The following is a 12,522-nucleotide window of genomic DNA, read 5'->3' on the forward strand; positions in this document are numbered from 1 at the left end:
CACGATGCCGAGACCGAACAGGACGATGACGCCCCACAGGACGTAGCTGGTGATCTCGTTGGTGGGTCCGACGGCCCCCGGCGGCGCCTTCGGGCAGACCTGGGCGGCCATCGGGAGGAGAGTGGTCATGACGTCCACAGAGGGACTTCCTTTCCGGGTTGCTGACGCCGGTTCGGGTCAGTCGCTTTCGCTGGCGCCGTTGGGCAGGTGGGCAGATGGGCGGGCTCGAGCAGCTGACGTGCTGCCGAGATGAGGGGGGCCGGGACGGGCCGGGAGTCCAGGCCGTTGACCGCGAGCTCGCGGTCCTCGGGGATCTCCACGCACCGGTCCGCGACCAGGGCGCGACGTAAGGCGGGGCCGCCGGCGTGCTCGAGGCCCCGGGTCCACTTCTTGCGGCGCGGCCCACGCACGGCGAGGGCGATCTGCTCGGGCTGGCAGTGGTTGGCCAGCAGCTCGAGCGCGACCGAGGCGCGGCGCATCCCGGGGACGGTGGCTGTCGTGACCAGGACGACCTGGTCGGCGGTGCGGACGGCCTCGGCGAGCCAGCAGTCGGTGGCCAGCAGCTGACCGGCTTCCCAGCCGACGTCGAGGATCGTCAGCTGGGTCTCGTGCTCTGCGTCGATCGGCAGCGGGATCTCGTCGACGCCGGCGAGGACCTCGCTGGCCCGCTCGAGCAGGACGTGGTCGCGCTTGCCCTGACGCCAGTCGGTCGGGTGAAGGCCGAGCTCGGCGGTGCTTGCCGCGGCGAGACCAGAGGCGGTGACCGAGCAGCACTCGATCACCCGGACCGGGGCGGCGGCGGCCAGGCCGGCTGCCAGGGCGATGGTGCTGGCTCCCACCGACCCGGCGCATCCGATCACCGCGATGGTGTGCTCCCCCGCGGCTGGCGACCAGTCGTCCGCGGCTGCGGTGCCGCGGCCGCGGGGTCCCTTGCCGGCGCCGGCGCCGACGCGGAACTCGCCGGCGTTCACGGCGTCCCAGGCTCGCTTGAGCTCGTCGACGCCGACCGGGCGGCTCGAGGTCTGGGTGCTCACTTGGCCTCCCCGATACCGCCGCGGCGGAACTCGAGCGCGGCACGGACCTCAGCCGGGGTCAGGCTTGCCAGCTCTGCCTTGGCGGCCTGGACTTCGTGCAGTTGGGCGACGCAGCCGGTGAGCTGCTCGATCGCCTCGACCTCGCGGCCGGCGATCGCGAACAGGTCGGCGATCTTCTCCGGCGTCCGGCTCTCGCCGTCGTCCTGGGTGTATGTCATGGGCTTCACCACCTCCAGTCGCCTATGTGTCGTCGGGCGGTGGGAGCGATCACGGTCGCGCTCATTCGTCATGGCCGAACTTCCTCGTGGCGGCCGCGGCGAGGGCGCGCATGCTGCGCGAGCCGTGGCGACGGACGGTTGCCTCGGACACCCCGACCCGCGGTGCGACACGGCTGGACACCTCGTTGCTGAGCAGGCCGCCGTAGCCGCGGGCGAGGTTGCGGGTCTCGACGCGGTCGGCCTCGTCGACCAGGCAGAGCAGCAGGTAGCGGTCGGCCGCGCTGATTACCTGGTTCTCGCAGGCCCATGCCAGCAGCTCCAGCAGCTCCTCGGTGGCCGACGGCTCCTCCTGCCCCGGACCGGCGCCTGCGAGCATCTCGGGCCAGGGGAATGGGGCGCCGGCAACCCGTTCGATCGGCATCGCGGTGGCGCTCCACGCTCCTGCGTCGCCGTCGGCCAGGTCGCCGGAGGAGAAGGACTCCACGAGGGTGGTGTTCGCCCACGTGCGGTCGGCGCGGGAGACGTGGAAGAAGTCCCCGACCTCGCGGAGGACGCCGACGCGGGTGCTGATCAGGATGTTCGCGGCGACCTTGCGCAGCCGGCGCCACTTGAAGGTCCGGACTTCGATCCACAGCTGGGAGGCCACCAGCTCGTCGATCCGCTCGACGGCCGACCAGGAGCCGGCCGCGACGGGCTGGCTGTCGCGGAAGACCTCGCGGGGAGGGAGGGTGCTGAGCCAGCCGGCGAGCCGGCACGCGCCGGGCAGCAGGCACTTGGCGAGCGCGGCCGCGGCAGCGATGTCGTCACCGCCATCGGGAGCCGCCAGCATGGCCAGCGCCAGGAGGACCTCGTCAGAGGCTGCGCTGTCGACCGAGGGCAGCCAGGCCCGGAGGTCGTCGAACTCCTCGACGACTCCAAGCCGTGGATCAACGGCCACCCAAGTCGGCCACTTCTGGCGGGCCTTGTCGAGCAGTTCGCTGTTGTCGTCGAGGCCGAGCTGGTCGCCCACACTCATCGCACTCGCTCCTTTCGTCCGTGGCTGTGCACGGCAGAAAGGTCGCGAGCGGGCGTCCCCGCATCCGTCCCCCCAAACCCCCGATTCGGAGGGGGACGCAGAGGGGGGACGCGCGTTTCCGCAGGTCAGAGGGCGTCCCCCCGAAAGTTGCAGAAACTTCTTGGCCAGGGTGGCGCGGAGCCTATTGTTTCTATTCTCTGGCTTCTGGACGTCGTGCGCGCGAGGGGTCGCCTGAGGGTGCGCGCTACGTCAGCGCCCCGCCTCATAATCCGCGCCCGCCGCGACAGCCGCAGGCGTACGACTAATCGAGCGGCGCAAGTCGGACGGTTTTTCCGTACGGTTCGCGACCCTGCTGGCCTACCGTCGAGACCATGACCGAGAACGCCACCGATCACATGCCCGACGACCACCTCGAGGTCCGCGACCTGTCGTACGACTTCACGCGGACGCGCCAGATGTACGACCTGTTCAAGCAGTCTCTTTTCGATCCCGGCTTTGACTATCCCGGCGACCCGCCGCCGCCGGATCGCCTCGAGCTCTACATGAAGAGCCGCGCGCGAGGCGCCGGCTACGTGGCGGACTTCGTCTACACGTCGCGAGACCTCCCGGTCCGGGTCTACGGGATCCTGGTCAACCGCGGCCGCGGCCTGGAGGTTGCGGAACTCGAGCTCTTCAAACTGACCTGGCGATACGAGGATGGTGGCGACGAGGACCGCGCTGCAACCGACCACGATCCCGGCACTGAGCTGGGCCAGCTCATCACGAGCGATCTCCTTCGCCGCATCCCTCTCGGCAAGATCGTCGCTCGCGCGCAGGCGACTCTCGCCCAAGACGACTGGCGTAGTGAGGGCGTCACCCAGCTCGGCCTCGACGGCCGGCGAGACATCGCGGTAGAGGACCTCCTGCCCGAGGAACTCAGCACATTGGAGACTGCTACGAGCTCCGCGGCAGGCAAGCGCCGCGGCCGACCAGGCCTACCGGACACCCTCCTCGAGGACGTAGCGCGCACGTACCTCCAGGAAGCCGCCAACGGGCCTGGGCTAACGGGTCGGCTCGCCACGAAGTTCGGGCGCCCCGAGCCGACCGTGCGGGACTGGATCGGCACCGCACGACGGCGCGGCTTCCTGTCGCCGGGACAGCCAGGTCGGCGCGGCGCTGGCCCGGGTCCCCGCCTCGTTGACCGCCAGGAAGGCGGCACCCAGGTCACGTGACTGGGCCTGCTGTCACGCCAACCCGTGAGCCCTAAGGTCTAGGTTCGCGCGTTGTCTTATTCATCTGCGCAGGCGAGCCACCCCATGCTCTGCTTCTCGCGAGCCCCAGGAGACCCGAGACGCCTGGGGCTCTTTCACGTCCACCAGCGGCAGCACGAGCATCTCAGTTCGGGCGGGGCCCGGTGCCTCCGGGCCGCGCTCGGGCAGCGAACGACACAGGTCCCCGGTCCTGCTGTGAGGACGGGGACCTGTGTCGGTGATCGGTCGGCTAGTAGTACAGGGTCACTGGGTCAGCACCTGGGCCTCCCCGATGCGGATCGGGAGCGGCTCGGTGGCCAGGTCGAACTCGATGGTTCCGGACTGCCCGCCACCGGTCCACTCGACCACCCAGCGACTGGCCGCGGTGACCTGGTACGCACCCTCGGGCTGGTTGGTCGACATCTTCGCGTAGCGGTGCCCGCAGGTCGGGGAGTCCTGCTTGCCGTAGTGATCGGCGTACGGCGTTCCCTTGCCGGTGCACGTCACCTTGGTTCCGTCGCCCATGTTCCACACGATGCTGGAGACGCTGGCGGTGGCGCTGACCGAGACCGGCCCTTCGCTGGCGGACGCGGTGATCGGTCCGAACGTGTCATCGGTCGGGCTGTCGACCCACATCCACACCGGCAGACCAACGAGACCAACCCGGTTGGCGCCCGACTCGGGGACGATGCCGATCGTGATCGGGTCCAGGTCCATCGATGCAATGGCCCGTTGAGCCAGCACCTCTGGATCGATGGTCACTGTGCCGTTCTCGATCCACATCAGTTCCCACGAGGACCCGGGCGGGGGGAAGTAGCAGACGTGCCAGGCGCCGTCCTCCTCGGTCTGCCCGGGCGGCGGCTCGGTCTCGTCTGCGGGGAACGCCTCTCCGACGTAGCACCCGTGAGCGCTGCTCCAAGTCGATCCTTCTGGGCCCGTGCAGGGAATCTCGTTGCCTTGGTACGAGCACGTTGACGAGCCTCCATCACCAGGATCGTTGTCCTCGTCGCCATCATCGCCGGGGTCCTCGCAGACGAGCACTACCTCGCCGGTGTCCGGATTGGTCTCATAGTGGCAGTTTTGGTCGCCATCAGCGGCGGCCGGCGACGAGCCCCCAATCGTGACCAGCCATGCGGCGGCCACGATCGCGGCGAGCGCCCGGGCTAGCACGACTTGTCCCAAAGCACGTTTGAGCTGTTGACGAGCCAGCGGCCCTTCTGCTTGATCAACTCGTACTCGATCGGCACCGGGTTTCGCAGGGGGTTGCCCTCGGGGTCCTTAGGTTCGGGAACCGGCTTGCCGTCCTTCGTGCGCTCGACTCCGCTGCGGTCCTCGCAGTCGGTGATAAGCACTTGAGAGCCGCGGTCGCGCGGCTCATCGAGCAAGTGAACGTACTCCCCCGTGACCTTGCTGCCGGAGCGCTCGATTCCAGAGACGTTCTGCTGAAGGTTCAGGAACTCTTGTCCAGTTGCGACCTTGTTGAGGCGCTTGAAGTCGATGGTCGCGGCACGGAGCGCGTCGTCACGAACCTCGAGGTAGGTGGTCAGTTGCGCGGCAGCCTTCTCCTCAGGAGTCATCGGGGTCGGCGAAGCGCTGGTCGGCGTTTCGGTCGGGGTGGTGGTTGGGGTGTCCTCGGCCTCGGGGTCGGTGCCGTCGTCCGAGCAGCCCATGAGGGTCAGGGCAAGGGCGAGGGCCACTCCCCCGAGTGCGGAGTGGTGCTTCCTCATGCGGTGTCTCCTCCTGTGTTGGGCGGCGCCATGACTGATCGCTGGCTGACGTCGGTGGCAATGTGCTCGAGGTGTTCTTCGGCGGCGTCGACGAGCTCGGCCAGCGAGCCGTTGTCGGCGGGTTCGATCCCGAACCTCTTGTCGGCGTTGTAGAGCGTGCCGATGGTGTCGCGAACGAACACGGCCCGCGCGACGCGGCGGGCGTCGAGGTCGGGGCGGTCGCCGCCGGCCGCGACGTAGCGGCCGGTGAGCTCCTGGTCGAGCGTGGTCATGTGCTGGTGCTCCCTTCCCGAGTCAGCTCGCGAGCCAGCCGTGGTTACTGATGATGGTCTTCGTGCGCTCCGACAATTCCAGCGGGGCGTCGCCGTCGTCGGACCGGTTGCAGATCTCCTCGCGGATGATCCGGTCGGCCTCGAGCTGGTCGCCCTCGGCCTTCATGACGTGCGCCAGGCACAGGCGGGTGCTCTCGCCGTCAGGGTCTGCCCGGTTGGCGACGTAGGCGGCGGAGCGGGCCTTGACCAGGTCGCCGACGGCGAGAGCCTCGGTGACGACGATGAGGGCGACGTCGGCGATCCAGCCGGACGCCATGAGGTCAACGCGGTCGGGCTCGTTGACGAGCCAAGACCATCCCTCTTCACGCAGTTGGCTGAAGGGCTTCGACTCGCCGACCAGCTCGAGCGCGGTGCAGAGGTCGGCGACGCCTTCCGCTCCGCCCCGGGCCTGCCCGCGCTTGCGCAGCCGGAGGAAGAGGTGGAGATCGACCAGGAGACCGTCGTCGACCTGGTAGACGTTGACGCCGCGGAGCTTGGTGGCAGGGGCCTTGTCGGCGTGGGGCAGGTGGGGCTCTCCAGTGGTGGGGTTGGTGCCCAGCCACTCGCGGACGGTGTTGGTGTAGTCGCGCACCTTGCCGGGGGTGATCCCGAATGCCTCGCCAATCTCCTCGCGGGTGGCTCCGTGCTTGCCGTGCATGGCCAGGTACGCGAGCAGCTCGGTGAAGTAGGGCTTGCGCTTGGCCAGCGCCTTGCCGTGGGTGCGCGCGGTGACCGGGCCGAGCAGGATGAGCCTTGGACGGTCGCAGTTGGTCGAGAACCAGTCGGCGATGTCTTGGTCGAGAGTGGGGTCGCACTGTTCGACCTCGGCTCGGACGTGCTCTGGCACCTTCGGCGCCAGCGTCTCGAGGTCCTCCTGCACGATCGCGCTGTGCCGGATGTAGTCCTCGTCGTCGCCCTCCAGGAGGGAGGACAGCGGCTCGTCGACGGTGTCCGCGGGGGTGTTGCGCGGCAGGGTGTACTCGCGGCGCAGTGCCCCGGACTGGTCGGTGTAGGCCTCCCAGCCGTCGGTGGCGGTCTCGTCGACCGGGACAGGTACCTCCTCGGCGACCTCGCTCTGTGCGTAGACCAGGGCGCAGCCGCGGGCTTCGTCGCTGGTGAGGCCGACGGCGATGAGGTTGAGGCCGGCGTGCTCGAGGACGACGCGGCCGGTGTTCGTCATGTGCAGGACGGCGCCCGGTGTGTTGGGTCGCTCGCCGGCGACGACGATGGAGGTGGCGGACTGCCCGACGTGGTTAGTGACCAGCTGCAGCAGCTGCTCGAGGTCCTCGGGGTCTCCGGCAGCCGCGTCGAGCAACAGCATCCGGGCGGGCCAGGTGTCGTCGTCGACGCTGCCGGTGCGCGCTGTGGACGCGTCGGTGTCGTGTCGCTTCGCCCGGTCGACCGTGGTGACGGCGGCCGCGAGGGCTTCCGCGGTCGCGGGTGACCCGGCTGCTCCGGTCGGGTAGTAGCTGATCCGCTCGTCCATGGCGACGGCTTCCTCAGCCACGCCGATGCAGTCGACCTGGACGCGGCGCGACCACGGGTTGACGGCGAGCTGCGCGGCGAGGTGGCGGGCGAAGTCCCGGCCGTAGGTCTGGTCGCCGCTGATGGTGAGGGTGGACAGCTCCTCGCAGTTGAGCAGCCACGTCTCGCCGGTGTCGCTCATGCCGATGGTGGCCAGGAGCGGGTAGGGCGGCTCGACGTTCCCTGTGTCGGGGCCGAGGTCGTCGACGGCGGTGTCCGTGCTGACGTGCCAGTGGGTCTGGTCCGGGCTGCCCACCCAGGGCGCCGGGACGGCGGCCGGCGCGCTCAGGTGCAGGGTCAGCTTGCCGTGCGCGAGCTCCACGGCAGCGAGCGGCGGCATCGTGGTGCCCTGCGCGCCGACGGCGGCCGCGAGGCGGCGCAGCGCCTCGTCGGCGAACTCCACGGTGGCTGCGGCCGCGGCACCGGTGGCGTTCAGGGTCATCTCGACCGGCGCGAGCTCCGGAGGCGGCGCGGCGATCGCGCGGCCGGGCGTCCGGTTCCGGTAGCCGGCGCGGCGGCGGGACCGCAGGGCCATGAGCAGTGCCCCGGACAGCAGGACGCCCCCGCCGGTCAGACCGGCGAGGACCCACGGCGCGTCGAGGATCGAGTCGTCAGCGTCGTCGACCTGGTCGACGTCGGCGACCGGCGCCGCCGGCTCCTCGGCTTGGGGCGGCGCGTCGGGCACGGCCGTCTCGGGCACCTCGGGCACCTCGGGCACATGGGCGACCGGCGGCTCCTCCTCGGCCGGCGGGTCGACGGGCCGCTGGTCCTCGGGGCCGGCGGGCGTCTCGGGCTCGACGTCGCGCGACTGCTGGTGCTGGGTGTCGTCGTGACTGCCCCCCTGCTCGGCGTCGGGGATGTTGAGCTTCCAGCCGACGTCGATGACGTCGGGGTCGGTCAGCTGGGCCCCGCCGGGCTGGGTGATGCCGGTGGAGGCCCGGTAGATCTCGGGCCAGCGGTCGGCGTCGCCGAGCTGCTCTTGGGCGATCTCGCTGAGGGTGTCGGTGGGCTGCACCGTGTAGTCGTGCGCCGGTGCCCCGCCGTTGAGCGCGGGCAGCTTGAGTACCCAACCGGGCTCGAGGAAGCTCGGCTGCGCGCCGAGGAGGTCGCGGTTGAGTTCGACGAGCTCCTTGTAGCGGGCACCGTCGCCGAAGTGGTCCTCGGCGATCGACCACAGGCTCTCCCCCGGCTTCACAGCGTGGTCGACGGTCTTGCGCTGGCGCTCCTGCTTCGTCTCGACCTTGAGGTCCTGCTGGGCGGGTGCCTGGTCGGCGGCACCGGCGTTGACGTGTCCCACCGTCACCGGCGCCGCGGCGGCCGAGGTGATCGTGGCTGGCTGGGCGGCGATGGGCGCGGCGATGAACATCAGAGCGGCGAGGCCGATGAGGCCGCGTGCTGCGGCCTGCGGCCGGCCCAGGCCCGGCAGCTGGGGCGCCTGGACCTTGCGGAGCCGTGCGATGGCCTCCACGACCAGGCTCAGCGCCATGAAGGCCCACGCGACCCAGCCGATCACCTTGAACAGGCCGAGGACGAGGGTGCCGTCGTCGGGCGCCATGAGCGCGTTCTTGATGCCGTCCAGGGTCGGGACGTGGTCCGGGATTGGGCTGGCACCGATCGCGAGGAATAGTGCGGGCAGCCCGAGGACGATGCCGAGTACGGCGACCGAGGCTGCGAGGCCGGTGAGCCGCTGGCCCAGGGTGGGATGGGTGGGCGTGGTCATCTCTCGATGCCTCCTTCGGCGCGGATGAGCCGCGCGGACGCCTCCCCGGTGACCTGCATCGTGTCCAGGCCGATGATCCCGAGGAACTTGCTGGTGTATGTGTCGGTGGTGGTGACGATCAGGGTGTCGCCGTCGACGACGCGGACGGTTCCCTCCACGCCGGCGGCGCGGAGATAGTCCAAGGCGGCCGTCTTGGCGGCGGTGAGGTCGACGTGGAGGTCCTCGCCGCGGACTGCGGTCGAGCCCTGAACCTCCTGGGCGCCGGTGCGGGCGGCCTGGGCGGCAGCGCTGCGGGCTTGCTGCTGGGTGTGGACCTTGCCGCCGAGGTCGACGGCCATCCCGACGAGGATGATCATCGCCAGTGCTGCGGTGGCGAACCAGACGCTGATGGAGCCGCGCTCATCGCGCGAGCGCCGAATCGTGAGACTGCGGATGCGGGCGGTCATCATCGGCGCTCCCGGTAGGCGTCGACGGGGCTGCTGGCGGTCGCGGTGATCGTCCGGGTGCCGGGCAGGCCTGGGATGCTCAGGTCCGCCACGTCTACCTTGCAGGTCACGGTGGCGGTGACCTGGGCTGTGGTTCCCAGCGGGGCGTTGAAGGCCGCAGCGTTGATCGTGATGTTGGTGGTCGTGCACTGCAGGCCCTGGTCGTACAGGCTGCTGGTGGCCGCGGACTTGCCGGAGGTGATGGCCTCGCTCTGAGTTCGCTCGATGGAGGCCGCTCGTGCCGCCTCGTAGGCGGCTGCGTCCACGGACTGCTTGGCGATCTCCACGCGGCCGCCGAGGATGATCATCGCCACGAACAGGCCGAAGGCCGGGACGCCGATCGCGGCCTCGATGGCCACCGACCCGCGCTCGTCCCGGCGCCGGCGGCGTGCGCTGGCCCGCCTGGTCTGCCTGGTCATTCGGTGAGCCTCTCGACCGGGACGCTGGCGCTCTGGGTGACGGTCACGTGCCAGCCGGGGATCACGCTCATGGACTTGCCCGTAACGGTGATCGTGGCGGTGGTCGTGGTCCGTGATCCGGAGACGCTGGTGGAGGTCATCACGTCGGAGCCTCCGGCGTCGTGGAGGAACGTGTTCGCCGTGGCCACACCGGCGTCGCGGGTGCCGGTCTCGCTGCCTGCCTCACGGGCGCCCTCCTGCGCGGCCGCGAGCGCTACCTGCTTCGCGTGGTAGTAAAGGGCGCCCTGGAGGCCGAGGAACATCAGCAGGAACAGCGCGGGCATCAGGAAGACCATCTGGATGGTCACCGACCCGCGCTCGTCCCGGCTGCGGCGGTGGAGGCTGGCGAACATGGCGGCCTACTTGATCTTGGCGGACTCGCTGGTCACGAAGAACTTGATGGCCGCGACGACGATGCCGACGATGACGATCACCGCGCCGGCCCACAGGACCTGCTCGATCGTGACGGAGCCGCGCTCGTCGCGCTGCCTGGTGACGCGGTCCTCGAGGGAGGCGAGCGAGGTCAGCGCCGCCATCTGAAGAGTGATGAAGAGCTTCAACATCGGGGTTCTTCCTTCCTGGTTGTTCGGTTTGCGGTCTGGGTGACCCTGGTTCTTTGGGTTCGGTGTTAGGTCGGTCAGGTGGTGAAGCGGAGCATCGAAGGGGTGACGAGGATCGCCATGAAGACGATGCCGAGCAGGCTGGCTGGGATGTACATGCGCTCGGAGGTGGCGTTGGCCTTGCCGACCTCGGCGCTGAGCATCGCCGAGCGAAGTGCGGCGGCGCGGGCCCGGAGGTTGTTGTAGATCTGGGCTCCGTCCTGGCCGGACTGCTGCATGATGTCGGCGAGGTCATCGAGCTCGGGGACGGCGAGCTCGTCGGCGAGACCGTGCAGGGAGTCCCAGGGTGCGCGGGTCATGTAGCGGGCGCGGCGCAGCTCGCTCTCGATCCGCTTGAAGACCCACTTGTCGCCGACCTCGGCTGCCGAGCGCAGCGCCTGCTGGCCGCTGGATCCGTCGCGGACGCCGGTGGCCACCATGTCGATGTAGGCGCCCAAGGCTCGGCTGAACTCGATGCGGGCCTTCTTGGCGTCGTCGGCAGCGTTGCAGTTGGGCATGAACCAGAACAGGGCGGCCAGCGCCAGCGAGCCGAGCGTCGGGATGGCAAACGGCAGCGGCAGGCCGATCAGCATGAAGAAGGCGGCCAGCAGGGGCGGCATGACCAGGCCGAGCAGTGCCCAGACGACCTTCTCGCCGTAGAACCGGGTCTCACTGATCTGCAGGATGGCCAGGTCCTTGCGAGGTGTGTGGGCCCAGGCGCCGCCGGGCAGGTTCTTCATCGCCCACAAGCCGATCCGATCGACCGCCGAGCCGGTGCCGGCGTCGACGTCGAGGCTGGGAGTGTTGCGGCGGGGTACGACGTGGTCAGGTGAGAGACGGTCCAGCGCGTCGACCAGGTCGGGGTCGGAGGGCGCGAGGCGCCATACGAGCAGGGCGAGGGCCAGCCCGATGAGGGTGCCGCTGGCGAGCGCGATCTGCAGGCCGGTCATGCGAGTGCTCCTTCCTTCTCGCCCGGTGCCGCGCGTTGGGCGGCGCGGTGCGCGTTGCGGGCCTGGAGGTCGAGGAACCGCGGGAGTGGCTTGGCGACGGCCATCCGGCGCATCCACAGCAGCGTGGCCACGTAGGCCGAGAGCAGGACGGCGAGGATGACCTGGCCCAACGGGGACCCGTAGGGCTCGATGTAGTCGCCGGTGAAGGCGAGCATGCCGAGCACACCGAGGGTGATGACGGTGACGGTGCGGGCGGTGGTGCGGGGCTTGGCTTGGTCGGCGGCGGTTTGGCGGCGGGCGCGCACGTCGGAGGCGACGGTCTCGGCGAGGGCGTCCAACGCCTTCGACAGTCCGGCCTGGCCGCGGCCGCTGGCGGCAAGGATCAGCTGGCTGGCCACGACGTCGCCGGTGGAGTCGTTGAGGTCCTCGGCGAAGGCGCGTAGCACGTCCTCGGTGCTGGCGGTGTTGTTCCACAACCGGGAGACCATCAGGCCGACCTCGCGCTCGATCGGCGCCGGCGAGGACTGCAGGGACTTGATGAGCGCCGAGCGCAGGGACTGGCCGGCGGTCAGCTTGCCGGACAGGGACCGAGTCCACTCCTCGAGCGCCTCGAGCTTCTCGATGCTCGCGGCCGCCGGTGGGGGCGTCAGCAACAGCGGGATACCGATGATCCCGGCCGGGACGAGCACGATCGCGATCACCCAGCCGGTCACCAGCGCGACCAGGAGGCCGGCAACGCCACCGCCGACCATCAGCATCCGGGTGCGGCGGTCGAGCCGGACGAACCAGTTCCCCAGCCGCCCGAACGGGGTGACGGTCCGGGCGGGCCGCGGCGGCTTGGGCGGCGCGGGGATCAGCGCGTAGCCCATCCCGATCAGGCCGATGACGATGAGCCCACCGAAGACGGCGGGCAGGAAGGCGGTGCTCATGACGTGGCCACCCCCGGGTTGGCCTGGGACTCGGCCTTGTACGCCTCGAGGTCGAACCCGTGCCGCGCCAGCTCCTGGGCGAGGAAGTTGTCGAGCTTGCCGGTCGCGACGGCCTGGCCGAGCTGGTTGGGGGCGAAGATCGGGGTGGTGGCGTATCCCCTGGCGGCGTCGATGCTGGGCTGGACGACCAGGACCTCCTCGACCCAGCGCTGCTTGCGGAAGGTGCCGTCGGGATTGGGGACGACCTCCGAGCGCAGGTACATCACGATGTCGATCGCGGCGGCCAGCTTGCTGATCGCCAGCTCGCGGGTGACCTGGGGGCC

14 protein-coding genes and 1 pseudogene are annotated in these 12,522 nt (G+C 70.1%); 1 reads left to right on the top strand and 14 read right to left on the bottom strand.

Going from position 1 to position 12,522, the window contains the following annotated elements; genetic code table 11:
* Nucleotides 1-125: 125 nt before the first annotated feature.
* The 3 genes from ACOADB_RS18710 to ACOADB_RS18720 form a co-directional block, all read right to left on the bottom strand.
* Nucleotides 126-1,034: a hypothetical protein gene (locus ACOADB_RS18710; protein ID WP_378601816.1), complete on the bottom strand. Its 909-nt coding sequence runs from the start codon at nucleotides 1,032-1,034 to the stop codon at nucleotides 126-128.
* The gene (locus tag ACOADB_RS18715) at nucleotides 1,031-1,252 is read right to left on the bottom strand and encodes a hypothetical protein (RefSeq protein WP_378601819.1); all 222 of its coding nucleotides are present in this window, start codon (nucleotides 1,250-1,252) and stop codon (nucleotides 1,031-1,033) included. Before ACOADB_RS18715 ends, ACOADB_RS18710 begins: the two co-directional genes overlap by 4 nt.
* A 61-nt stretch (nucleotides 1,253-1,313) precedes the next feature.
* Nucleotides 1,314-2,267, bottom strand: a complete 954-nt coding sequence (locus ACOADB_RS18720; protein ID WP_378601822.1) for a hypothetical protein — start codon at nucleotides 2,265-2,267, stop codon at nucleotides 1,314-1,316.
* Between the two features lie 371 nt (nucleotides 2,268-2,638).
* On the opposite strand from ACOADB_RS18720, the gene ACOADB_RS18725 reads away from it, so the two are divergent.
* Nucleotides 2,639-3,478: a hypothetical protein gene (locus tag ACOADB_RS18725; protein WP_378601825.1), complete on the top strand. Its 840-nt coding sequence runs from the start codon at nucleotides 2,639-2,641 to the stop codon at nucleotides 3,476-3,478.
* 282 nt (nucleotides 3,479-3,760) lie between these two features.
* On the opposite strand, the gene ACOADB_RS18730 is transcribed toward ACOADB_RS18725, so the two are convergent.
* The 11 genes and pseudogenes from ACOADB_RS18730 to ACOADB_RS18780 all read right to left on the bottom strand — a co-directional run.
* Complete coding sequence (locus ACOADB_RS18730; RefSeq protein ID WP_378601828.1) at nucleotides 3,761-4,258, bottom strand: hypothetical protein; 498 nt, start codon at nucleotides 4,256-4,258, stop codon at nucleotides 3,761-3,763.
* Nucleotides 4,259-4,659: 401 nt separating this feature from the next.
* Nucleotides 4,660-5,193: a hypothetical protein gene (locus ACOADB_RS18735; RefSeq protein ID WP_378601831.1), complete on the bottom strand. Its 534-nt coding sequence runs from the start codon at nucleotides 5,191-5,193 to the stop codon at nucleotides 4,660-4,662.
* 26 nt (nucleotides 5,194-5,219) lie between these two features.
* Nucleotides 5,220-5,495, bottom strand: coding sequence for a hypothetical protein (locus ACOADB_RS18740; protein ID WP_298509395.1), 276 nt, complete (start codon nucleotides 5,493-5,495; stop codon nucleotides 5,220-5,222).
* A gap of 22 nt (nucleotides 5,496-5,517) precedes the next feature.
* Entirely contained in the window at nucleotides 5,518-8,778 is a 3,261-nt protein-coding gene (locus ACOADB_RS18745) for a LysM peptidoglycan-binding domain-containing protein (protein ID WP_378601835.1), read from the bottom strand.
* Nucleotides 8,775-9,227: a pilus assembly protein TadG-related protein gene (locus ACOADB_RS18750; RefSeq protein ID WP_378601838.1), complete on the bottom strand. Its 453-nt coding sequence runs from the start codon at nucleotides 9,225-9,227 to the stop codon at nucleotides 8,775-8,777. Before ACOADB_RS18750 ends, ACOADB_RS18745 begins: the two co-directional genes overlap by 4 nt.
* Complete coding sequence (locus tag ACOADB_RS18755) at nucleotides 9,224-9,682, bottom strand: TadE/TadG family type IV pilus assembly protein (RefSeq protein ID WP_378601841.1); 459 nt, start codon at nucleotides 9,680-9,682, stop codon at nucleotides 9,224-9,226. The genes ACOADB_RS18750 and ACOADB_RS18755 overlap by 4 nt, the downstream gene beginning before the upstream one ends.
* Entirely contained in the window at nucleotides 9,679-10,074 is a 396-nt protein-coding gene (locus ACOADB_RS18760; RefSeq protein WP_056680593.1) for a TadE/TadG family type IV pilus assembly protein, read from the bottom strand. The genes ACOADB_RS18755 and ACOADB_RS18760 overlap by 4 nt, the downstream gene beginning before the upstream one ends.
* 6 nt (nucleotides 10,075-10,080) lie before the next feature.
* Nucleotides 10,081-10,284, bottom strand: a complete 204-nt coding sequence (locus tag ACOADB_RS18765) for a hypothetical protein (RefSeq protein WP_298519674.1) — start codon at nucleotides 10,282-10,284, stop codon at nucleotides 10,081-10,083.
* Between the two features lie 74 nt (nucleotides 10,285-10,358).
* On the bottom strand, nucleotides 10,359-11,270 hold the full coding sequence (locus ACOADB_RS18770; protein WP_378601846.1) for a type II secretion system F family protein: 912 nt from the start codon (nucleotides 11,268-11,270) through the stop codon (nucleotides 10,359-10,361).
* Nucleotides 11,267-12,199: a type II secretion system F family protein gene (locus ACOADB_RS18775; RefSeq protein ID WP_378601849.1), complete on the bottom strand. Its 933-nt coding sequence runs from the start codon at nucleotides 12,197-12,199 to the stop codon at nucleotides 11,267-11,269. The genes ACOADB_RS18770 and ACOADB_RS18775 overlap by 4 nt, the downstream gene beginning before the upstream one ends.
* Nucleotides 12,196-12,522: pseudogene (locus ACOADB_RS18780) on the bottom strand (hypothetical protein); the annotation flags it as partial. The pseudogene ACOADB_RS18780 and the gene ACOADB_RS18775, both read right to left, overlap by 4 nt.

Source organism: Nocardioides sp. CPCC 206348 (genome assembly GCF_048654705.1).
Taxonomy (GTDB): Bacteria; Actinomycetota; Actinomycetes; order Propionibacteriales; family Nocardioidaceae; genus Nocardioides.

What these genes read in the sequence shown, in the direction of transcription:
- ACOADB_RS18715 (WP_378601819.1), bottom strand. Translation starts at nt 1,252, where the DNA reads ATGACATACACCCAGGACGACGGCGAGAGCCGGACGCCGGAGAAGATC.
- ACOADB_RS18720 (WP_378601822.1), bottom strand. Translation starts at nt 2,267, where the DNA reads ATGAGTGTGGGCGACCAGCTCGGCCTCGACGACAACAGCGAACTGCTC.
- ACOADB_RS18725 (WP_378601825.1), top strand. Translation starts at nt 2,639, where the DNA reads ATGACCGAGAACGCCACCGATCACATGCCCGACGACCACCTCGAGGTC.
- ACOADB_RS18740 (WP_298509395.1), bottom strand. Translation starts at nt 5,495, where the DNA reads ATGACCACGCTCGACCAGGAGCTCACCGGCCGCTACGTCGCGGCCGGC.
- ACOADB_RS18745 (WP_378601835.1), bottom strand. Translation starts at nt 8,778, where the DNA reads ATGACCACGCCCACCCATCCCACCCTGGGCCAGCGGCTCACCGGCCTC.
- ACOADB_RS18750 (WP_378601838.1), bottom strand. Translation starts at nt 9,227, where the DNA reads ATGATGACCGCCCGCATCCGCAGTCTCACGATTCGGCGCTCGCGCGAT.
- ACOADB_RS18755 (WP_378601841.1), bottom strand. Translation starts at nt 9,682, where the DNA reads ATGACCAGGCAGACCAGGCGGGCCAGCGCACGCCGCCGGCGCCGGGAC.
- ACOADB_RS18760 (WP_056680593.1), bottom strand. Translation starts at nt 10,074, where the DNA reads ATGTTCGCCAGCCTCCACCGCCGCAGCCGGGACGAGCGCGGGTCGGTG.
- ACOADB_RS18765 (WP_298519674.1), bottom strand. Translation starts at nt 10,284, where the DNA reads ATGTTGAAGCTCTTCATCACTCTTCAGATGGCGGCGCTGACCTCGCTC.
- ACOADB_RS18770 (WP_378601846.1), bottom strand. Translation starts at nt 11,270, where the DNA reads ATGACCGGCCTGCAGATCGCGCTCGCCAGCGGCACCCTCATCGGGCTG.
- ACOADB_RS18775 (WP_378601849.1), bottom strand. Translation starts at nt 12,199, where the DNA reads ATGAGCACCGCCTTCCTGCCCGCCGTCTTCGGTGGGCTCATCGTCATC.